Source organism: Halobacteriovoraceae bacterium (assembly GCA_020635115.1).
Taxonomy (GTDB): Bacteria; Bdellovibrionota; Bacteriovoracia; order Bacteriovoracales; family Bacteriovoracaceae; genus JACKAK01.
Map to the genome: position 1 here is coordinate 123777 of JACKAK010000006.1, position 21578 is coordinate 145354.

Sequence of the window (21578 nt, forward strand, 5' to 3'; positions counted from 1 at the left end):
ATAGTTGAAGTCTGAATAAATATCCTCTGGAGTATGTATCTTTTACAATCATGCTGTGAACAAACTTTTGGGAATATATAATTATTGCGGACAATCTCTTCTTTAAAGAAGAGATTAACATCTTAAAATATAGGGTAAATCTATAAAAATGAAGTTTTATACATTATCTACATTTTTGATCATTTTAAGTAACATACTTATAAGTTCCATATCACTTGCTATTGAAATAAATACTAGTGATAGGATAGATTTTTTAGACTTTGAAGATTTCCAATACAAAATAACGAGTGTAGATTTTCAAAATGCTTTCAATCGTATTGTTCATCCAAGCTTAAAATATGAAAAAAACCTTAATTTTTTAAGAAATGATAACGGAATTTATGCGATTGAATTTCTAAGAAACCCTGATGAACCTATTCTTAACGAACAGTATCCTGACATATTATATACTCTCCATTTTGGCGATCAAACTGATCTAAAATCTACTCAAAATAAATGTTTTAGCTCTTCGGATGATTTAAGTGATCTAAACATTATTTTAGACCCAGGACATATGGATGAAGAATATGCAGATTTAGATGATAGAAGAGTTACAATGATTGAGACCGGTTACACTTTTACTGAAGCAAGATTAAACCTGTTCACTGCATATGCATTAAGAGATTTACTAGAAGCGCGAGGAGCAAAAGTTTTACTTACTAGAACACTCGAAAAGAAATCTACATTAGGAATTTCATTTAAAGAGTGGTCTTCTAACATTGAAAATATAGTAAAAGCATACCGCTCAAATGTAATTTTTAAACAAGGAAGACTTCCAACTGACATCGAACAAACAGAAGCTATAAAATGGTTCTTAGAACCTGGATCAATTATGTCTTTGTTTAGGTTGTATTCAAGAGATGAAAGGTTGGCCAGACAAGATTTTGTCAACCAACAGCACCCTGAATTTTCATATTCCAAGGCCGATCTCTTTTTATCAATTCATTACAATGGTATGCACATCAAACATGATATCAATGGCCAAAGTACATTTGATCCCAAAAATGAAAAAGGACTCAACATTGGACATTCATATAATTTCAATATGGGTTTTGTTCCTGGAAGTTTTATGAGTAATTCTGCTGGAGTTTCTGAATTAGAGGAAAATAGCTCTAAGTATCACTTTTTAAGACAAATTCTTGATAAGAACCTTATCGATGAGAGTATTAAATTCTGTAAGGCCATTGTAGATGAACTGTCCAACTCAACAGGTATAAGACAAGCAACTCAAGATGATGCTTATTACTTAGTTGACTATAGTACTCAGGCACATGACAAAAGTGGAGAAATTGTGCACGGAATTTTTCACCGTAACTTAGACATGACGAGAATGGCCAGCGTCCCCTTATGTGCAGCAGAGGCCTTAGTCCAAGATAATTTTGATGAAGCTGCAAGACTTTCTCGGTATGAAGAAAACCAAATTGACGGTTTAAATGGGCCAGATCGAGCACTTCAAGTTGCTCAAGGTTTCTACAAAGGAATATTAAAGTACATAAATCAAAAAAAATGTAACGCAGAAGACCTTTAAAGTAGACCAGCTCTTTTTAAAAGAGGTTCTATACTAGGATCATGTCCACGAAATTTTCTATAAAGATCCATCGGATGTTCGCTGTTCCCCTTAGATAATATATTATCTCTAAAAGAATTTGCAGTTTCTTTATCAAATATGCCTCTACTTTTGAAAAGCTCAAATGCATCAGCATCTAACACTTCGGCCCATTTGTAGCTGTAATAACCCGCTGAATATCCTCCGGCAAAAATATGTCCAAATGATGTAGAGAAAATAGCACCTTCTACAGGATCTAAGATTTGAAACTTTTTCATAACTTCTTTTTCAAACTCATAAATACTATGGATAGAAGATGGGTCTGTCACGTGCCAAGCAAGATCTATTGCTGCAAAAGATAGTTGCCTCATGGTCTGCCTGCCTTCTTGAAAAGAAAGTTCTTTTTTAATTTTTTCAAGCATTTCAGAAGAAAGTTTTTCACCAGTTTCATAATGTTCAGCAAATAAGTCTAAACACTCTTTTTCATAACACCAATTTTCTAAAATTTGGGAAGGAAGCTCAACAAAATCCCAAAGAACATTAGGTCCAGATAAAGTTTCATATTTCACGTTTGATAGCATTCCGTGTAGCGCATGTCCAAATTCATGAAACAGTGTTCTCACATCATTTAGAGTGAGAAGAGAGGGAGTTTTTGATGTGGGTTTAGGAAAATTACACACAATGCTCACATGAGGACGAACATTCACATCATTTTCGATGTACTGTCCTCTAAACTCAGTCATCCAAGCACCTTGTCTTTTAGATTCACGAGAATAAAAATCACCGTAAAATAGAGAAACTAATTCGTTTTTTTCATTGTAAACTTCATAAACTTTTACATCTTCGTGATAAACAGGAATTTTATTATTTTCTTTAAAACTTAAACCATATAGTTTACTTGCAACAGAAAATACTCCCCTAATGACTTTATCAAGTGAAAAGTAGGGCTTTAAATCTTCATCATTAAAATCCAAGACTTCTTTTTTCAATTTCTCACTATAATATGAATAATCCCAAGCTTTTAGTTCATCTTTTAATCCACTTGCCTGTGCAAATTTAAAAACATCTTGAACATCCTGCCTGGCCTTTTTGATTGATTTTTCGAAGAGACTTTCTAAAAAATCTTGTACTGTTTCGACATTTGTGGCCATTCTATTTTGAATTACAAAATCTGCATGATTCACAAATCCTAATAATTTTGCTCTTTTATTTCTTAAATTTAAAATCTTTTTGATATTTTCTTCATTATTGTTTTCATTTTTTTGGTTTGCTCTCATTGACGATGCTGTAAGAATTTTCTGTCGAAGTTCTCTGTTATCACAATATGTAACAAAAGGAAAAAAAGAGGGAAATTGTAAAGTAAAAACCCAACCTTCCTTTTTACGAGATTGGGCCTCGTGTTCAGCTGCTTCGATCACGTCTTTAGGAAGTCCTCTTAGATCATCTTCTTTTGTAATATGAAGCTCATAAGAATTGGTTTCTTTAAGTACTTTTTCACTATAGTCCAAGGATAGTTTAGAAAGTTCATTGTCTATTTTTCTTAATTCTTCTTTTTCTGAATCATTTAATAAGGCACCATTTCGAGTGAAGTCCGTATATGTTTTTTCAAGAAGTCTTTGATCTTCACCGGATAATGAAAACTGATCTTGCCTATCGAAAACACTTTTTATTTTAGTAAAAAGTTTATCATTCAATGTAATATCGTTGCTATATTCAGTAAGAATTGGTGAAATATCTTTGGCCAGTGCTTGCATTTCATCACTGGTATGGGCCGAGTTCAAATTAAAAAAAGCTCCTGAGACAATACTTAATTTTCTGCCTACTTTTTCCATCGCAATAATCGTATTTTCGAATGTAGGTTCATCTTCATTTGAAACAATATGATTGATATCTTCTTTTCCTTCTTCAATTAATTTCTTTATCGCAGGTAGATAGTCTTGAGTTTTGACTTTATCGAAAGGAAAAGACTGAAATGGTGTTTTAAATTCATCTAATAATTGGTCTGACATATACTCTCCTTTCTCAAGCGAAATCTGAGATTTATTGTATCAGAATTTGTTTATTTTTCATTAAAACTTCTGATCTTTTTTTAAATAAAAAAATCAAAACAACAAACCAGCTACTCAAGAAAAGACAAAGTGCACCATTTATAAAAGCGATACTTTGAAAATAGATGAGTACGATTGAGATAAGTCCTTTACTAAAACGATAGCAGACCATGTCGACTATATACTTTGCACCATATTTTTGTTTGTTTGTGAGTGGAAAATAGAGAATTTCTTTTGCTGTAGAAAAAAGAGAATAATCAACTCCTTTATAAATAATGAAAGTAATTGCAACTGGAATAAGTGAATTTCCATAAATTGCAAATCCAATAATTGTGGCCAGGGAATAGATTGTAGTAATAGAAAAATGTATATTTCTGTTTTTGAAATAGCGAAATAATAATGGTGTGATAAAAATTTGAACGAAGACTGATAATAAATTAATTAAACTGTAGAGAAGTCCAAAATAGCGTGTTTTTTCAGTTTTATCTGGAACTAATTCATGGAAGAGGAGATTAAACTTAAAATTTCCTACATTGATCACAAATTGAGTAATAGCTATAAGTAAAGTCAACATGGCGACGTATGATCCAACACCGTGAATTGAATTTAGGGGAGATTCATATTTCATTGAGCCATCATCACTGCGTGCTTCAAGGTTGAAACTGTGATCTGTTTGCCAAAATATAAATACTGTTGCTGCAATAAAAAGAAGAGAAAATAGAAAAATCCATTCAACTGGCCAGTAATTTGTAAGGAAGGAGGTTAACAGACCCCCTAATACGCCACCTATGCCACCAATGGCCCCGATAGGCCCATAGACTAATTTGGCCAATTTTACGTCTACGATACTGTTCACATAGCCAAAAACAATATTCACAAGCAAGACTATATATACTTCTTTGGCGACATAGAGAGGATAGACCCAAAAATTAACTCCGGCCTGTAAGATGAGAAAGGATAAAATAAAGAAGCAAACAGTAAAAATAGCAGAGATATTATAGATTCTTTGAATTTTAAACTTTATTTGAAATTTATTATAGAAAGCAATTGCTGCACCCAATACTATTATAGAGAGTCCCCACACAACTGGAGTATTTTTAGCTCCATAATGCTCCATAAAAAGGGCCTGAGTTGTTGAACGCATAAACGGGTATGAAAAAAGAAGAAGAAACATGCAACCACAGCAAAAAAGGAGATTTTGACGTGTTCGTCCTTCAACTTCTCCAAGTTCGTGATGGATATCTTTGATAGTCTGAATCAATGACATGCTTCCTCCGTTTAAGTGAAAGCTATATGAGAGAATTATATAAGGAGTCAATGACCGTGGACGTTTTTAATCTAGATAAAAACAAAATTTTCGCTAATGTATTGTTAAAAAATATTTCGTTTTTACTTTTTGATTACTTAGGCCACTTTTTGTTGCAAATTCAGTTTTTTTGCTTTTTAGGTTTTGGATTAACTCAGCAATTTCGATGGATTCACCAAGGTGAACGATTAAATTGGTAAGAATTTTTTCTTGGTTAAATACCACTGATAAAGAAATTTCATAGACATCTATGGCCTTTGACAAACACATCACACTCACTTCTTCTTCATTGATAGAAAATGAGCCCCAAAGACCTTCTGAGAGTAGAATACTTGTACTTTCATCTATGGTATCAAGATTTTTTTCGCTTTTAAGATTTAAAGTCGTACTCAGTTTAAGTGTTTGATTCTGTTTCTTGGTTTGTTTATTTTTTGATATATTGATTTTGCATTGTTTTTTTGTTGGTTCTAAATCATTCCAATACATTGATTTTACGTTGAAATTTCTACGAATAATCTTATCAATAAGTCCTTTTCGACTTTCTTCTGAATTGATTTCAATACAATTAGAATGTCTTTTAAGAGTAAAATCATCTTGCGGTTTAAGAAAATCGGAGACAGTTTTATAAACTTCATTTACTGAAGTTGTATCATCAAAACAATAGGTCTCAGCATAACTTTTAATCGTGATTAATGCAATAAAAGCTAAATATACAGGTATATACATACTCAGTCTTTTTTGAGAACAGAATCTCCAGTTTGTCTTTCTATGAATTCTTCTGCTGTATCAAACTTACACAGATCTAGAGTTGTCTTAAAATTGAAACTTTGTGGTAAGTCTGATGAAGGTATTTTCTCACATGTACAAACGAGTTCTTTCATAAAATCAAAAAATTTTGTCCTTGTTTGTTCGCTCATCAAGTGTTCCATAAGACATGCATCATTTTCTGCTGTTGATTCGTCAACACCAACAAAATCTTTTAAGAAATAGAACAGTAAGGTTCTTGATGAAAGTATTTTATGAACTTCGTCATGCCCTTTTTCAGTTAAAATTAAGAATTTACTGTCATCTTCTTCGTTTACTAATTCTTTTTTCTTCAGGTTATTAAGGGCAGTTGAAACTGAACCTTTGGTAAGACCCAGATCTTTTGCAATGTCAGTCACTCTAGCGTAACCTTTTTTTTCCTTTAATTTGTGAATAGTAAGTAGATAGTGAACCATTGAATGAGACAGTTCAACTTCATGATTTTGGTTAGTGGTTTTCTTTTGTGCCATTTCAAAAATCCATAGGGATAAGTGTCAATAAATGTTTGCATGGATAAAACTAATACGGCCTTACCCAAATGACAAGAATCATCAAATAATCAGTAACTTATACAAATTTCACATTTTTTCCTGCTTTTTGCCTTGTAAGTCTGTGTTAAAATGGGGTTTTGAGGGGAATTATGAAAGCATTTTTAATATTCATAACATTTTTTTTTCTTTCGGTTTTGAATGCAGAAGATACTACTGACCAAACTGAAAAGGATTATGACTCTCCTATTGTCAGAAATGGATCGGTTGTTAATTCTGGCGGCCTTACAGATCAAGAAAAACAACTCTCAGAAGAATATCATAATTCTTCTCGTTATAATCGAATTGTTAAAGAACAGTGTGATACTCTTAAAACTGATGCTTGCCATGAGGATGCAAATAACGCACTTATTGAATCGGTTGCAAAAGCATACTCAGCTTTTAATTTAGCTTCGGCCCCTGATATTACCAATAGTAAATTCTCTTTTGGTAAAGAAAGTGAAAAAAGCACACAGATAGCTACTGATGCTAAAACAGATCCTAATTCTACAGATGATACAAAATCGATGAAAGACTACTGCGTATACATTCCTGTTGGATTTGAAGCATTTGCTTTTGCTCAAGATATGGCCCAAGAAAAAACTCAGCTTTATGAATATGAAAATGCGAAGACAAATAAACAACGAGAGTCACTGGTTCAAATAAAAAAAGAGCATGAAAATCGAGCAAAAACAGCTGAATTTCAAACTATTGGATGGGGAGCAACAACAGCATGCTATCCCATAATGATAGCTTATAATTCAGGACTAACTAATTGGAAACCAGATGCTATGACAATGCTTAGATTTGCAGGAGCTGGTCTATTAACCTGGTTTTATAACGAGCAAGCTAGTGATCATAAAAACTATGCCAAGGACGTTGGAGATGTTTTAGAACATATGGATAGTCTTGGTAATTGTAACCCTGTGACGCAAAAAAAATGTTATTGTAATGATCCAAGTACTATGAATGATCCAAAATACTGTTCCGATGAAATTAAGGCCCGTATTGCAGCAAAGTATGATTCAACATTTAATAAGTGTACTAATTCACAACTAGATCAAGATCCTGATTGCGAATGTTTAAAAAATAATTCCTGTATAGATGAGGTTGTAATGAAGAGAATAACTGTTGATCCAAGTAATATTCACTTACAAAATTTCCCTCAGGATGTGGTTAAAGATGGTTTAACAGGAAAGATCAAAGATGCAGATTTAAACAAAAATGCAGCAAACACAAAAGCAATGGCCGATAAAGCGCTTGAGGAGCTTAAAAAGAATGATATTGATCCTATTGGCCGGGATTTGAATGCACAGGAGCTTAAGCAGTTTGATCTTTTAAAGAAATTAGGCGTTCCCGATGGGATTGCTTCAAATATTGCTGGTAGGCCATTAGATGATAAAGCAAAGGAGTTTATTGCAAATACGAAAGGTTTATCAAATATGCCTGACCTTCCAAAATTTAATCCCCAAGAAGACAGCAGAACACTTTCCTATACAAGTGGATCGGGTCTTAACAAGAAAAAGAAAAAAAGTTCAGATCAATTGGATTTTTTGAAACAATTTCAAGGAAAGAACAAAAATCAAGGTTCGGGTACAAGAGTTTCAGATTACGCAAATCAAGCACATGACAATGCGGCGATTTCAAATAAAAGAACAAAAAGCATCTTTAAAATTATTTCATACCGTTATCAAATGTCTGGATTGAAGGCACTTGAAAGGCCCTAATAAAAAAAGAATGAGTAAATCTATCAAGTTATCGAATTTTTTTCTCATATAAACATTTGCAATATAAAGCGTATAATTTGCTTATGACTCTTGGAAAATACCAATACCCTATTTTACTTTTTGATAGCGAATGTCCATTGTGTTTGCGTTTTAAGCAATCCCTTGAAAGAGTTATAGACTCTGAAATGCTGAATTATGCCTCTATTCATGACGAGGCAGTTTATAAAGTATATCCCTTTCTTACTAAAACAGCTTGCAATGAAGATGTTCATCTTATTCTATCGCCTGATAAAGTGTTGGTTGGAGCTGATGTTATTGAATATCTTATAAAAGATTTTCCAGTTGTAAAAAAATTCACTTGGTTATTAGATGGCGAAATGGGCAAAAAGGCCGTGGATCTTTTTCATAATTCAGTTAAAACTTATCGAAAATCCCTGCTTAAATGGTGTTCTAAGTGTAGGTGATTTATCAACTCAGAGCATAATTCAGATTAACCTTAAATTTGTAAATCATCCATCACTTGCAGATGATTGCTTATCTGGGCGTAAAGAGGTAAAACTTCTTTTTAAGAAATTCTAATGGAGGATCATTTTGCTGCCGTTTGACAAATCATTGGTAATCATCCCCACCTATAATGAAATCGATAATATTGAACGAATGATTAGAACTGTATTCAATGAGGTTAATTCAGATTTGTCTGTTTTAATCATTGAGGATGGCTCACCTGATGGAACTGCGGAAAAAGTTAAAGAATTACAAAAAGAGTACAAAAATCTCCATATGATAGAACGAAAAGGTAAGCTTGGACTAGGAACAGCATATGTAACAGGTTTCAAATGGGCATTGGAAAAAAGCTTTGAATTTGTTTTCGAAATGGATTGCGATTTTTCTCACGATCCAAAAGATCTTCCTAGGCTATTAGAAGCAGCACAGGAAAATGATCTTGTCATAGGTTCAAGATACATTGATGGTATCCGAATCATAAACTGGCCATTTAGAAGACTTCTCTTATCATATTGTGCATCTATCTACACTCGGTGTATTACAGGAATCCAAATTAAAGATGTTACTGGTGGGTTTAAGTGCTTTACTCGTAAAGCACTTCAGTCTCTTAATTTAGATAAAATCTTTTCCAATGGATATTCTTTTCAGTTGGAGCTTAACTACAAAATATGGGCAAAAAAAATGAGAATCAAAGAGGTTCCCATTATTTTTTACGAAAGAAGAGATGGCCAGTCAAAAATGAATGGGGGAATAGTATTTGAAGCGATCTTTGCTGTTTTTAAGTTAAGATTTAGAAAAATACTAGGTATCTTAAGTTAATTTTGTCGATCAATTTTTTTTGTTTTTAAAAATTCACTTTGTCTAAAAAATAGATGGATAGACGTTCAAAGTATTCTGGTGTTGTTATAAAAAATCCTTGAGAGGAATTTGACCTTCAGGCAATTAATACGTTTTTCGCATATCTTCAATTATAGCTAGCACTAATTTGGCCCATTTAGATAACACTATAGTTGCTTCCTGATTTACCGATTTCAACATCACAGACTTTGAAAGGGGCCGGAGCAATCAATCTGATTTATAGAGATCGTCATTCAATGGCCATAGACAGATAAGAAAGAAAATCCAAGTCGTTCCATATTCGAGAAGTTCACCCTTTTTGGGCGAAGGGCAAGTGGAAATCAAAGCAAAGAGAAATATTTGCGAGAGAATAAAAATATTTCTCGGGACAGGGATGGCCAATTTGCTTATATAATTTTTTATTTTTGAACTATATCTGTAGAGAACTGGTAGAATCAGAAGATAAAAGGAAACACAAATTCCCAGAAATGTTCCAAAGATAATTTTATTAATTTTTTTACCACCAAGAACAAGGTTATGAATGTTCATTTCTCTTTGAGAATTATTGTGCTTAAAAAACTCCGATGGCTCTATCCCAAAAAGTCTTTGTCCCCATGAAATTTCCTCTCCAGCACCAAAGAAAAATACTGCTGCGACTCCTAACATAAGTGCCAAAAATAAAAGGGATTTCTTTTTCCTTAACTTAACTACTCTAACGATCCAAAGAATGCACGATGACATTAGAGCAACTACAGTTAGCCATTCAATAGGGCCATCTTCGACCGTATAAACAGAACCTAAGTAAGTTTCATTGCAAAAACATAGGTAGTATCCATAAAATATTGGAAGGAAAATTAAAATTAAAGGAAGTATATGTTTTTTTTCTATATTAAGACTTAGTTTCACTTTCACCCAATCCGTTAAACATTTCAATTCTCATTTGATGTCTTCCACCTTCAAATTTGGAGGTGAGCCATGAATCTGTAATCGCAATTAATTCATCTACAGTATTTGTTCTTGCGCCCAAACATAGAATATTAGCATCATTGTGTTGTCTACTTAAAGCTGCGTCTTCCTTTGTTCGACAAAGAGCTGCTCTAACATTCTTAAATCGATTGGCCACCATTGAGACACCAATACCTGAGCCACATAGCAGTATTCCAAGATCATTTTCACTATTTGCAACTGAAGTGGCAACTTTTTTTGCAAACTCAGGATAATGACAACTTTTAGTTGAATTAGTCCCTAAGTCCACGACTTGAATATTTTCTGATAAATAAATCTTCAGTTGCTCCTTGGCCTCAAAAGCTGCGTGATCACATCCAATGTAAATTTTCAAAATTATTCCTTTAAAATATAAGGGGCATAATTGCCCCTTTTCATTTTTTAATAACGATAATGTTCTGGTTTATATGGGCCATTAACGGGAATATCAAGATACTCAGCTTGCTGAGTTGTAAGTGTATCTATATTAACATTTATTTTAGCGAGATGAGATCTAGCAACTTTCTCGTCGAGGTGTTTTGGTAACATATAGACTTTATTTTCGTATTTACTATGATTTTCCCATAATTCAATCTGGGCCAGAACTTGGTTTGTGAATGAATTACTCATAACAAAAGAAGGATGTCCTGTTGCACATCCCAGATTCACAAGTCGCCCTTGAGCAAGTAGGATAATATTTCTCTTACCATCTTTTGAAGTATACTTATCAACTTGTGGCTTTATATTCAATTCAGTGTAATTATTATGAAGATGTTTAATATTGATTTCAGAATCAAAATGTCCAATATTACATACAATTGCACCATCTTTCATCACATCAATATGATTTGCATTGATAACGTCAATACATCCTGTTGTCGTAACAAAAATATCGCCAATTTTGGCCGCTTCATCCATTTTCATGACTTCAAATCCTTCCATTGCTGCCTGAAGTGCACATATCGGATCAATTTCAGTTATGACAACTCTTCCTCCTAAACCTTTCAAAGATTGGGCAGAGCCTTTACCAACATCTCCATAGCCTGCGACGACACATGTTTTTCCTGCAACCATAACATCAGTAGCTCTTTTAATTCCATCGACGAGAGACTCTCTACATCCATAAAGATTATCAAACTTTGACTTTGTAACAGAATCATTAACATTGATTGCTGGCATTGTAAGAGTACCTTTTTTAATTCTCTCATACAGTCTATGCACACCTGTCGTAGTTTCTTCAGAAAGTCCTTTTATATCTTTAACAAGTTGTGGATGCTTATCAAGAACCATATTCGTTAAGTCTCCACCATCATCAAGAATTAAGTTCAAATATGTTCCATCTGGCCATTTAAGAGTTTGCTCAATACACCAGTCAAATTCTTGTTCGTTCATGCCTTTCCATGCAAAAACAGGAACACCGGTTGCTGCAATGGCCGCGGCCGCATGATCTTGTGTAGAATAAATATTACATGAGGACCAACGTACCTCTGCACCCAGTGCAGTTAGGGTTTCAATCAGAACAGCTGTTTGAATAGTCATATGAAGACAACCAGCTATCTTAGCACCTTTAAGGGGTTTGGACATTCCAAACTCATCTCTAAGGGCCATTAGACCTGGCATTTCAGTCTCGGCGATGGTGATTTCTTTACGGCCCCATTCGGCCAAAGAAATATCTTTTACTTTGTAATCAGACATCATTTCCTCCTATGTCTCAAGAGATTTTCACTATTCAAGTATTTAGGGTGTGAATATATCATCCCATTCTAGAGGTCTCAAGAAGAGTTTCTTTGACACAAGACTAAAATAAGGGCAGTATGCGCGCATGAATAATGAATTTTTTGTTTCATGCCCTGTTGGGCCAGAAAACCTTCTCAAACAAGAACTTTTAGATTTAGGTCTAAATAGTGAAGTCATTGTTAAAAGAGGTGGAGTACAATTTAAAGGTCTTTTCCGCGATGCTTTATCCGTTATAATAAACTCGCGTATTGCCAGTAGAGTCTATCACAAAGCATTTGCTTTTACTTTTGGAGTAGAGAAAGATCTTTATGATAAGGCACTTGAAAAGGAATGGGATCAATTAATTGACCCGTGGCAAAATTTAAAAATATCTACGCTTGTGGATCTTGAAGGGAAGAAAAAGTTTCCAAATACTAAATTTCTCTCTTTGAAGCTCAAAGATGCAATGGCGGATTTCTTTATAAATAAGCATAAAAAAAGACCTAACGTAGAACTTGATAATCCAGACGTTTCAATTTTGTTGCGAATAGATAAAAAAGAAAATTCTCGAAAATTTATTGCTCAAGTTTATATCGACTTGTGTGGAATTCCACTTAGTAACCGAGGGTATAGATTTGAAGGTCACACTTCACCACTTCGAGAAAACTTAGCAGCGGCAATACTGGCCTATATGAATTATGACTCAAGCAAAGGTTTAATAGATCCTATGTGCGGGACAGGAACATTTTTAATTGAGGCAATTTATAAACATTTCAATATTGTTCCAAGTCTTAAGCGAATAGAATCTTTTTTAGAAAATGAAGATAAAGCTTGGAACTTTTTAAAGTATAAGAAGTTTAAAAGTGAATTGCCGGTAAACAAGATTCATCAAATTTTGAAAGCAATATATATGCAAAACATTAAAAAGCTTGAATTAATTCCGTCGAAACAATTATTTGTTGGACTAGATAATGATGAGAATTCCTTAAAAATGACAAGGAAAGTTCTAAGAAAACTAAAGCTATTTAAGGCCTGTCGTATTGAGAACAGTAATTCCTTAAAAGTAAACCTTTCTCAATATAATGTTGATACTTTAATTGTAAATCCTCCCTATGGAGAGAGAATGAATCAACAAGATGAAAATCAACTTCATTTTGAATTTGCTGAAAATTTAAAACATAGTTTTAAAAATAGAACTGCTTTCATATTTACAAAAAAAGATTTACATAAAAACATTTCACTTACGGCCAAGAGAAAAATTCCACTTAAAAATGGAAATATTGAGTGCCGTTTATTGGAATATCAATTGTATTGAGAAAGTAGTGAACAAATTTATTCACTACTTTCAAGATTTCTGTTAATTATTTGTGATTTAAAATATCGCTATTTATTTTTGAAGCTTCGATCGCAGAGATAATTTGTTGTTGAATTGAGCTTGCTCCGTCAGGACCACTCGGCAGTAAAATTGTACTCATTTTCCCGGTGCTGGCCATTTTCTCAAGTGTTTCAAGATATTGAGTTGTTAGAATCATCGATGTTGCAGACATTGGGTCAAGACCTGAATTTCGAAGAGTATCCATTGACTCTTTTATACCTTTTGAAATTTCTTTTCTTAGATTTGCATACCCTGCACCAGTGAGTCTCTTACTTTCTGATTCAGCTTCTGCATGTTTAACAGTTCTAATTTTTTGGGCCTCTGCTTCGTACTCTGCCGCCAATTTATCTCTTTCTGCTGCATTAATTTTATTCATTGAATCTTTTACTCTTTCATCTGGATCAATATCAGTTACCAGAGCAGTAGATATTGCATAACCAAAATCATCCATAGATTCTTGTAGACTATCCTTAATTGCAGTGGCCACAGAATCTTTATTTTCAAAAACAGAATCAAGTGCCATTTTAGGAATTTCGGCCCTTACTACATCGTAAACATATGAAGTAATTTGACGTTCAGGGGACTCTAATTTGTAGAACGATTCATATATTTTATCTGGCATAACGTAAAATTGCACAGAAACATGAGTTCTTACAAAAACATTATCTTTTGTTTTAGTTTCAACTTCAACATCCAGTTGGTTGATTCTTAAGTCTCTATTTACACATATCTTATCAACTATTGGAATTTTTAAGTTAAATCCAGGTTGAGCTATTCTGTGAAACTTTCCCAACCTTTCAATAATTTTTGCATTTTTGTGGGACACAATAAACCAACCGTCTACGAGACATAAAAAAGCTATAAGAAAAAGTGGAACTAGAATTACTAAGGTAAAATTTATGAAATATCCTTCAAAATACATAGGAAATCCTTTGGAATATGTTAATATTTTTAAATATCATAATTGAGTATAGATTCAATCTGATAAATAAAATTTTTCAATTTTGAAGAGATATTATTATGGAATTAATAATCGCAAAATCTTTGAATTCACGATACGATTTAATTAAACAATGAGGTTTAAATGATTAAAACAGTAGGTTTTCTTTTCTTTTTTTTCTTCAATAATTCTTTTGCTCATGATTATAAAAATATTTTTGATGGACTAGATTTAAATGACCTAGAAAATGATGACCAGTATTATATAAACGATCAAGCTCCAATAATCTCTCCGATCAAAAGTACTTGGAAAAAAATAGCTTCACAAGAGTATCAACATTTGGGATCAATTGCTGAAAAATATGCTAGAAGTTATGTAAATAAATTTTTTGACCAGGAATATCGAATTGCTTCGAGTACCAATAGAGAAATGTTTGATCTTGGAAAAAAAAGATTTGAAATCCAATATGGTAGATCCGGTAAATATTTTAAGGGTTATGTTTTAGGAGCTGAAGGAGAACACATTCTATCGGGAACAGATTGTACTCGTTTTTTACATAAAATATGGGATCATGTAATTAAAATAAATTTCGCTAAACCAAATGTAACATTTCCCTATACAGTGACTCTCATTCTACATGATATTGCAAAGGCCTGGGAGTTAACCTTTGAATCAGCTCCAAAAAAGACAGATCTAACTCTATTAAAAGAAATCGCTTTCAAGAAATACAATCAATTGCTTCTCATGAAATGGAGAACCATAAATAAAGAAGCAAAAAAAAATCACTTACCTCGTTTACCACGTGAATGGGTAGACATTAATCTAGATAAATTTCATTATTATGAGTTCATCCCAAATTTCGAAGATGCTGTACCTGGCGATATTGTATTAAAAGTACTTAGTAATAAAAGACATTTGGAAAGAGGGCATGCCTATATGTATCTAGAACAGACAGGGCAGAAGGCCGGTATAGGAGCTCAGTCAGGGAAAAAAGGTCTAGCTTACAATAAACATTTTTCACATAGATTTCGATATATTCTAAGACCAAATTTAACTTATATACGTTCTCTCTAGTTTATATCGAATCGTCAAATAAATATTATTGCAAATGATTTAAAATCAGTCATGTGCAGTTTGTTATTTTAAACTTATTTTATTTTAATGAGTAATATTTTTATGTTTATCAAGATTTGAATAAGTTAATTTATTGATTTGAGGAAATATTGAATTGAGTTCAATACATTGAGATGTTAGGAGGTACGCAATTGTTTTCAGCAAGTTTTTTTGGGGGATAACATTATGGCCAAGAACCTATTATGGGTAGCAGTTTTGATTTCCATACAAATAATAAAGACTGCAAGTGCCAATATCCATACGGAATTTGCTGACTTCAAGTTAATCGATATTCTTGAACATAATAAAACACTCTCTACCATAGGTATAATAAAAGACGAAAACGAACTCAAAGAAATAGTATCACAGGTATCTGAATCTCATCTGAATTTAGTTGGAATAAAAATAAAGAGTAGCTTTTATCAAAAACTTGAAAGTGCAGTAGAGTGGTACAGACAATATTTTTTGATTCGCTCCCTAACTTATGAAAATGATCTCATACCATCCACTATCGGAAGAAAAACCAATATCATGCATAGGCCTGAAGAAGTTAAAGAGTTAAATATTGGCCCGGCCATGAGTTATATTCTAAATAAAAGAAATGCATTATGGAATCTACCAACAAATCATTTACTTGTTTATGAAATTGCTCAAGATATTTTACTTCGTCTTGGAGGAAGTTTTGATAATTCGGAATTTATCTCTGGTATTGGACCTGTTGTGAATGATGAAGATTCAACTAGAGATTATAAAAAGGCCCTCTATGTTTGGAATCAGCTTCAAGATATTAATCTTTCTATTTTAAAAACATTTAACTCTCAAAAATATTCTCACCTAATGAATAATGATCTATTGGAGCTATTAAAAGATATTGATCATCAACTATCGCAGATAGAACCCAAAAAAAATGAGACATTTTTAGTTGTAGGTAGGTCTAGATTTACGTCAATCCATTTAACTCAAATGGCGTATATAAAAATGGCCGTTAAAATCTGCAGTTCTATGAGAAGAATTTTCTATCGAAAAATTAAATCTCAATCTGTTTATACGAAGGCCATTAATGCTTCGTTTCAAACATTAGATATCGAGGGAGCAAATTCAGAAATGCTTGTAAGTGCAATTTTGTCTAATAGAATTAATTTTGGAGCAGTAAATGCAAATGCTATCGCTAAAAATCTTTTTGAAAATTTGCAATTAATATTTAAAAATATTCTTCCTTCAAACGATGATGAATTTCTCAATAATATTCCAACAACACATTTCGAACATTATAAGATTATGAAAAAAAATATTAATATATTACTTAATACTCCACTCAGTGTTGAGAACAATATACTAAGTGCAAAAATAGTTAATTGGCTCTTTTTAACGACTTATATGGGTGACAAGAAGAGTACCTATGAAGAGTCCGTGCTAAATTTTATAACTAGATTCAATAATTTAATTGAATATGACTATATCCTTGCAAAAGGGTTAGATCTATTTATTCAAATGAAATCTGAACATAAAGGAACAAAAGAAACAACAGCTTTACATTTTGAGCTTATGAACAGGTTTCTCTCTATCGTTGAGCAGTGGAAAAACAAAAATTTAGGAAATAATGCCTATCCTATTATTGAAAAAATATATAAAACTATATTCAATAATTTTGAAACTCATTTTTTAGAACGAGTTAGATATTCAAATTACAATGATGAGAATTTTCTAAACTTTAGAGTCTATGGAACACTAGATAGAATTGAATCATTTATAAACTTTTTGGACTTTTACCTCAAATACCCATCACACTTAGTGAACGAATCAATATTAACTACTACATTTATTACTTTTATAGAAAAGCTCTTGGTATTTTCAAATACTCTTAGTGGAATAGATGCTAAAAACAAAATATTTGCACAGAATTACATACCAAAGGTGCTAGTTCATTTATCAGAAGTCATAAATCGGTCGGATATCACTGATTCGACGAGGATTCAGTATATTTATTTGCTAACAGACAGCTTGATAAAACCAGATAAGATTTTTGAGTTCGAAAAGAGATTTGGTCCTTCAAGTTTATCTGTAAGTCCTTTAAATCGACAAATTATAGATCGAGAAAGAGAAATCATTAGAGATTCATTTAAGATAAGATTAAATACTGGATTTCCAAGACTTGTCGCTCCTGTAGATTGTGAGAAAATCTATACTGAAAATTGAGCCAAAAATTTTTTTTTAGATATTTCCCAACTTGAGGCCACTGAAAATTTTTTTCCATTATAATTCACATTTGTATTTTCTTTTTTTTGAAAGCCAATTTTCTGTAAAATTCTGGTACTACTAGTATTCTCATCGTAATTATGTGCTTTTATTTCATTGATATGTAAAATCTCAAACGCATATTTTAAAATAGCAATCGTTGCTTCTGTCCCAAGGCCCTTATTCCAATGTTTTGAAATTCCAAAACCTCCAATATCTGGCCCTTCTGTTGTTGGATCGACATCTTTTCGAAGATACTTTATTGAAGCAACACCGACAACTTCTTTAGTTTTTTTCAGATATACTAAATAATGTCCAAAGTTATATGTTTTCCAATGCCAAAAAAGAAAATCCTTAAATGATTTTTTAAAATCATCATCCCAAATTCCACCCATATATTTCATTAGTAATTCATTTTCTAAACAATTCTCTATAAATGCATAATCATCTAACGTAGGTTTTTTAAAAATTAATCTATTCGATTCAAAGATTATGTTATTCATTTTTTCATCCACCAAGTTTCAACCACATTGTAATCTCGATCACTCAATTGAGGATGAGTAAATTTTTTATCAATCGCAATGAACTTCTTTCGATTGACTCCCATTGGTATGATAAAATAATTGAACATAAAAAACCTGTCTAATACCCTTGTGAAATATGTTAATTTTTCATCATCTGAAGCCGAGGAGAGATTATCTAATAATGAATCAACAAATTCAGAATTTAGCCCCAAAATATTAAAAACATTCCCACTTCGATTTGAAGAAGAGTGTAGGGCCTCAAAGTAATTTGGAATAATGGGAAAATCATGTCCACGTAATTTAAAGTAAACCATATCAAAATTTTTATTTTTCAGAACATTAACATAGGCAGCATTATCAAAGTTTGAAATAGTAACTTCAATACCAAGTTTTTTTTCTAAAATACTAGCATAATAAAGAACAACTCGCTTAATATGATCACTTGATATGACAAATTCTATTGTAAAAGGTTTGCGCGTTTTTTTATTGACCAGCTTATAATCTTGTTTTTTATCAATTTCCCAACCAGCTTCATTTAATAATTTTTGTGCCTCTAATAATCCTGACCTTAGTTCTGCCGAAGTTTGATATTTGGGAGGGGTATACTTCCCTTGATAAAATTCTTCATCTAATTCTAAATTTGATTCTTTAAGTATTTTTAATTCGTCTTCTGAAATCTCTTCTTGATGAGAATATTTTGTATCACCAAATATTGTATCAGTTCGTGATCTAAAACTATGATAATACATTTTATTAATCCAATCATAATTGAATGCCTTTACCAGGGCCTTTCTAACTCGACGATCCTGAAACTTTGTATGGCGTAGATTAAAAAACAATCCATATGCATCTACAGGGGCCTTACTTTCGAGAGTTTTAAGCACAATATTTTCTTTCAAGTCTACATTCTTCTTGAAATAATTCACCCAAGAACCTTCACTATTTTCGTTCCATATATTAGTTTCACCTTTCATAAAGGCCATTCGTGCGATATCTGAATCCATATAGTACTGATAAGTAATTTTTTTAAAATTGAAACGTCCTTTAAAAATTGGAAGTTTATCGGCCCAATAATTATCGAATCTTTTAAATGTGATATACACATTTTCATCAAAATTATCGATATAATAAGGCCCAGATCCTATGGGTTTTATATTCAAACCAATACTGGATAATGGATTCTTCTCATAAAAACTTTTTTTAAAAATTGATAAAGTAAATAAATAAGGAAAAATATCTTTACCTTCTTGTCCTGATACATTGAAATTAAATTGAATAGTTTTTTCGTTTATAATGTCTACAGAACTTACTTTTTTAAAGATATTTTCATACCAATGGTGACTTTTTTTGATTGTTTCATAAGAGAATGAAACGTCTAATGCAGTTACATCGTAATCCTCATTTGGATCAGGATTAACTGTCATAAATCTGGCCTCTTTTCTCAAATTAATTCTCAAATATGAATAATTATCTGGATACTCAATACTTTCTGCTAAGAGTCCGTAATACGTACTTGGTTCATCGAACGAATTTATTAAAAGACGTTGAAAAATATTAGAATAGACACCTGCTGCAGAATTATATTTTGAAAAATCTATCCAGCTCAATGGATTGAAAGTATTAAATGTACCAATTTCACTTAAAATTATTTCACCATTTTTTGGTGCACTTGGATTAACATGTTCAATATACTTAAAATCATTCCGATATTTCGGGAAACCGATAACTGAAAAGGCGTGAGATTTAATAACCTTCGCAAAAGCATTGATTCCAAAAAGATAAATTAATGAATAGAGGATTAGTTTCATAAGGCGATGTAACATAAATTCAAAAAAAAATCATCGAACCTATCAAAATTACACATTTTTTTGCCAACAAGTGAAGTCTAAATAGACAAGTTCTCAAAATGTATTGTTACTCTTTGTTTTGAATTCAAAAAGATTTCTGAAACTATGTAAAAATTAAACACTTATAGCGATTTTCAGTTCTTAGATGTATAAAAATAGGATGACTATTTTAAAATTTTTAACATTATTTCTTCTAATTGCCAGTGGTGTACTTCAAGCGACAAATGTCAAAAGTAATAATGAATTGAAGCAATCTCAAGAAACATGTGAATCTTCTTTTATACCTTATTCTGAAGTTAAAAAAATTGTCCCAAATATTTACAATTTGCAAATTACACTTAATGAAAGCTTAAATGAGATAAAGGATCCAATTTTTAGAATAATCAAAATTTTAGATAGCATAAAGGGAATTGAATCAAGACCCAGTTTAGAATATGAAAAAAATCTCATTCCAATCGTATCAATTCTCACTGAAAATTTTTTATTAAAAAGTACACTCGGATATAGAAAAGAAATCTATGACCAAAAGTTAGATAAACAATTGCTTTCAATCATGAGATGGATCCAATTTATTGATTCCCCTGACATGTATGATCAACCAATTTGGATAAAATATTGGATCCTAAAAGGAGTTTTAACTTCTGGTGAATTTGTAAAAGACATTGATACTGGACTTGTTCACATTCACAAACGTTCAAAAAATTATGCAGGTCCATTTCTAACATTTGAAAAATTTGCAGTTGAAGAAATAGTAAAAGCAATCAGTTCTTATCCTGATCAAAATATTATTCCGTTTAAAGATGTCGGTATATTATTTCGTAAAGTATATAGTTACGTTGTAAATAAATATAAGAAAATGATAGAAAATACATCCGATCCAGCTGGGTTATTAAGTGATTTTTTGGTTAAGCAAAACTACCTCTTGGCCGAAGAAATCTTAAATAAAGGTTTAGAATACACACAAAGTAAGATGAGACAACTTGACTATGAAGAAATTAGAAAATTCAGAAAAGTCTGGGCCGCGGCTGAGCACGGGAAAATTATTCAAACTCCAATATCTTCATTAAAAATAATCTCGGATATGATCCATTTTAAACCTGGTGAAACTCTTGTCGATATTGGGAGCGGACACGGTGATCCGGCCATCATTTTTGGAATTTTAAATCCGCAATTGAATATTATTGGCCTCGAACTGGTTCCCTATAAAGTTGAAGGAGCGAATATTAACCTAGATTATTTAGGATTAAAAAACATCAAATTTATCGAGCAAGACCTGTCGAAAAATGACTTCGAACTTCCTGAGGCCGATTATTATTACATGTTCAACCCTGTAGATATAGATGTCCTTGAATCATTAGTTTCTCAAATTAAAAATAAACCAAACGCAAAGGTTATTAAGGTTTTAGTATTTTCAAATGGTTGGACACATGATGTACTAACAGATAACGGGTTTAAAGTTATCAACTTTAATATAAAAGCACACTTAAAAGTCTACTCATTATAGAG

At 32.1% G+C, this 21578-nt stretch carries 18 protein-coding genes; 8 read left to right on the top strand and 10 right to left on the bottom strand.

The features are described 5' to 3' along the window. The first annotated feature begins 148 nt into the window (after nt 1–148). Complete coding sequence (locus tag H6622_10685; protein MCB9061978.1) at nt 149–1567, top strand: N-acetylmuramoyl-L-alanine amidase; 1419 nt, start codon at nt 149–151, stop codon at nt 1565–1567. On the opposite strand, the gene H6622_10690 is transcribed toward H6622_10685, so the two are convergent. From H6622_10690 to H6622_10705, 4 genes are all read right to left on the bottom strand, one after another. Further along, the gene (locus H6622_10690; GenBank protein MCB9061979.1) at nt 1564–3594 is read right to left on the bottom strand and encodes a M3 family metallopeptidase; all 2031 of its coding nucleotides are present in this window, start codon (nt 3592–3594) and stop codon (nt 1564–1566) included. The genes H6622_10685 and H6622_10690 overlap by 4 nt on opposite strands. 31 nt (nt 3595–3625) lie before the next feature. Next, nucleotides 3626–4900, bottom strand: a complete 1275-nt coding sequence (locus H6622_10695; protein ID MCB9061980.1) for a hypothetical protein — start codon at nt 4898–4900, stop codon at nt 3626–3628. Between the two features lie 93 nt (nt 4901–4993). Beyond that, on the bottom strand, nt 4994–5665 hold the full coding sequence (locus tag H6622_10700) for a hypothetical protein (protein ID MCB9061981.1): 672 nt from the start codon (nt 5663–5665) through the stop codon (nt 4994–4996). A 2-nt stretch (nt 5666–5667) separates the two neighbouring features. Further along, nucleotides 5668–6213 carry a metal-dependent transcriptional regulator gene (locus H6622_10705; GenBank protein MCB9061982.1) on the bottom strand — a complete coding sequence of 182 codons (546 nt, stop codon included), beginning with the start codon at nt 6211–6213 and terminating at the stop codon, nt 5668–5670. Nucleotides 6214–6383: 170 nt separating this feature from the next. On the opposite strand from H6622_10705, the gene H6622_10710 reads away from it, so the two are divergent. The 3 genes from H6622_10710 (at nt 6384) to H6622_10720 (ending at nt 9320) form a co-directional block, all read left to right on the top strand. Further along, nucleotides 6384–7997 carry a hypothetical protein gene (locus tag H6622_10710; protein ID MCB9061983.1) on the top strand — a complete coding sequence of 538 codons (1614 nt, stop codon included), beginning with the start codon at nt 6384–6386 and terminating at the stop codon, nt 7995–7997. 56 nt (nt 7998–8053) lie between these two features. Then, nucleotides 8054–8461, top strand: a complete 408-nt coding sequence (locus tag H6622_10715; GenBank protein MCB9061984.1) for a DUF393 domain-containing protein — start codon at nt 8054–8056, stop codon at nt 8459–8461. A gap of 127 nt (nt 8462–8588) precedes the next feature. Then, nucleotides 8589–9320, top strand: a complete 732-nt coding sequence (locus H6622_10720) for a polyprenol monophosphomannose synthase (protein MCB9061985.1) — start codon at nt 8589–8591, stop codon at nt 9318–9320. Between the two features lie 246 nt (nt 9321–9566). On the opposite strand, the gene H6622_10725 is transcribed toward H6622_10720, so the two are convergent. Genes H6622_10725 through H6622_10735 form a run of 3 tightly spaced genes read right to left on the bottom strand, consistent with a single transcriptional unit; the run spans nt 9567 to nt 12017 of the window. Then, nucleotides 9567–10244, bottom strand: coding sequence for a hypothetical protein (locus H6622_10725; protein ID MCB9061986.1), 678 nt, complete (start codon nt 10242–10244; stop codon nt 9567–9569). Continuing rightward, nucleotides 10228–10677, bottom strand: coding sequence for a ribose 5-phosphate isomerase B (rpiB, locus tag H6622_10730; GenBank protein MCB9061987.1), 450 nt, complete (start codon nt 10675–10677; stop codon nt 10228–10230). The genes H6622_10725 and rpiB overlap by 17 nt, the downstream gene beginning before the upstream one ends. A gap of 47 nt (nt 10678–10724) precedes the next feature. Beyond that, the gene (locus H6622_10735) at nt 10725–12017 is read right to left on the bottom strand and encodes an adenosylhomocysteinase (protein ID MCB9061988.1); all 1293 of its coding nucleotides are present in this window, start codon (nt 12015–12017) and stop codon (nt 10725–10727) included. 127 nt (nt 12018–12144) lie between these two features. On the opposite strand from H6622_10735, the gene H6622_10740 reads away from it, so the two are divergent. Beyond that, nucleotides 12145–13353: a hypothetical protein gene (locus tag H6622_10740; protein ID MCB9061989.1), complete on the top strand. Its 1209-nt coding sequence runs from the start codon at nt 12145–12147 to the stop codon at nt 13351–13353. A 46-nt stretch (nt 13354–13399) separates the two neighbouring features. Here H6622_10740 and H6622_10745 read toward each other — a convergent pair whose 3' ends face one another. Next, nucleotides 13400–14335: an SPFH domain-containing protein gene (locus tag H6622_10745; protein ID MCB9061990.1), complete on the bottom strand. Its 936-nt coding sequence runs from the start codon at nt 14333–14335 to the stop codon at nt 13400–13402. 162 nt (nt 14336–14497) lie between these two features. On the opposite strand from H6622_10745, the gene H6622_10750 reads away from it, so the two are divergent. Together H6622_10750 and H6622_10755 are read left to right on the top strand one after the other, a co-directional pair. Continuing rightward, nucleotides 14498–15427, top strand: coding sequence for a hypothetical protein (locus H6622_10750; GenBank protein MCB9061991.1), 930 nt, complete (start codon nt 14498–14500; stop codon nt 15425–15427). A gap of 225 nt (nt 15428–15652) precedes the next feature. Further along, nucleotides 15653–17662, top strand: a complete 2010-nt coding sequence (locus H6622_10755; GenBank protein ID MCB9061992.1) for a hypothetical protein — start codon at nt 15653–15655, stop codon at nt 17660–17662. Here the strand turns inward: H6622_10755 and H6622_10760 are convergent. Further along, nucleotides 17647–18204 carry a GNAT family N-acetyltransferase gene (locus tag H6622_10760; GenBank protein MCB9061993.1) on the bottom strand — a complete coding sequence of 186 codons (558 nt, stop codon included), beginning with the start codon at nt 18202–18204 and terminating at the stop codon, nt 17647–17649. The genes H6622_10755 and H6622_10760 overlap by 16 nt on opposite strands. Continuing rightward, nucleotides 18201–20033, bottom strand: a complete 1833-nt coding sequence (locus H6622_10765; protein MCB9061994.1) for an ABC transporter substrate-binding protein — start codon at nt 20031–20033, stop codon at nt 18201–18203. The genes H6622_10760 and H6622_10765 overlap by 4 nt, the downstream gene beginning before the upstream one ends. Before the next feature lie 199 nt (nt 20034–20232). On the opposite strand from H6622_10765, the gene H6622_10770 reads away from it, so the two are divergent. Further along, nucleotides 20233–21576, top strand: coding sequence for a class I SAM-dependent methyltransferase (locus H6622_10770; protein ID MCB9061995.1), 1344 nt, complete (start codon nt 20233–20235; stop codon nt 21574–21576). Nucleotides 21577–21578 lie beyond the last annotated feature (2 nt).

What these genes read in the sequence shown, in the direction of transcription:
- H6622_10755 (MCB9061992.1), top strand. Translation starts at nt 15,653, where the DNA reads ATGGCCAAGAACCTATTATGGGTAGCAGTTTTGATTTCCATACAAATA.
- H6622_10750 (MCB9061991.1), top strand. Translation starts at nt 14,498, where the DNA reads ATGATTAAAACAGTAGGTTTTCTTTTCTTTTTTTTCTTCAATAATTCT.
- H6622_10685 (MCB9061978.1), top strand. Translation starts at nt 149, where the DNA reads ATGAAGTTTTATACATTATCTACATTTTTGATCATTTTAAGTAACATA.
- H6622_10760 (MCB9061993.1), bottom strand. Translation starts at nt 18,204, where the DNA reads ATGAATAACATAATCTTTGAATCGAATAGATTAATTTTTAAAAAACCT.
- H6622_10690 (MCB9061979.1), bottom strand. Translation starts at nt 3,594, where the DNA reads ATGTCAGACCAATTATTAGATGAATTTAAAACACCATTTCAGTCTTTT.
- H6622_10735 (MCB9061988.1), bottom strand. Translation starts at nt 12,017, where the DNA reads ATGTCTGATTACAAAGTAAAAGATATTTCTTTGGCCGAATGGGGCCGT.
- H6622_10770 (MCB9061995.1), top strand. Translation starts at nt 20,233, where the DNA reads ATGACTATTTTAAAATTTTTAACATTATTTCTTCTAATTGCCAGTGGT.
- H6622_10765 (MCB9061994.1), bottom strand. Translation starts at nt 20,033, where the DNA reads ATGAAACTAATCCTCTATTCATTAATTTATCTTTTTGGAATCAATGCT.
- H6622_10700 (MCB9061981.1), bottom strand. Translation starts at nt 5,665, where the DNA reads ATGTATATACCTGTATATTTAGCTTTTATTGCATTAATCACGATTAAA.
- H6622_10705 (MCB9061982.1), bottom strand. Translation starts at nt 6,213, where the DNA reads ATGGCACAAAAGAAAACCACTAACCAAAATCATGAAGTTGAACTGTCT.
- H6622_10710 (MCB9061983.1), top strand. Translation starts at nt 6,384, where the DNA reads ATGAAAGCATTTTTAATATTCATAACATTTTTTTTTCTTTCGGTTTTG.
- H6622_10745 (MCB9061990.1), bottom strand. Translation starts at nt 14,335, where the DNA reads ATGTATTTTGAAGGATATTTCATAAATTTTACCTTAGTAATTCTAGTT.
- H6622_10695 (MCB9061980.1), bottom strand. Translation starts at nt 4,900, where the DNA reads ATGTCATTGATTCAGACTATCAAAGATATCCATCACGAACTTGGAGAA.
- H6622_10740 (MCB9061989.1), top strand. Translation starts at nt 12,145, where the DNA reads ATGAATAATGAATTTTTTGTTTCATGCCCTGTTGGGCCAGAAAACCTT.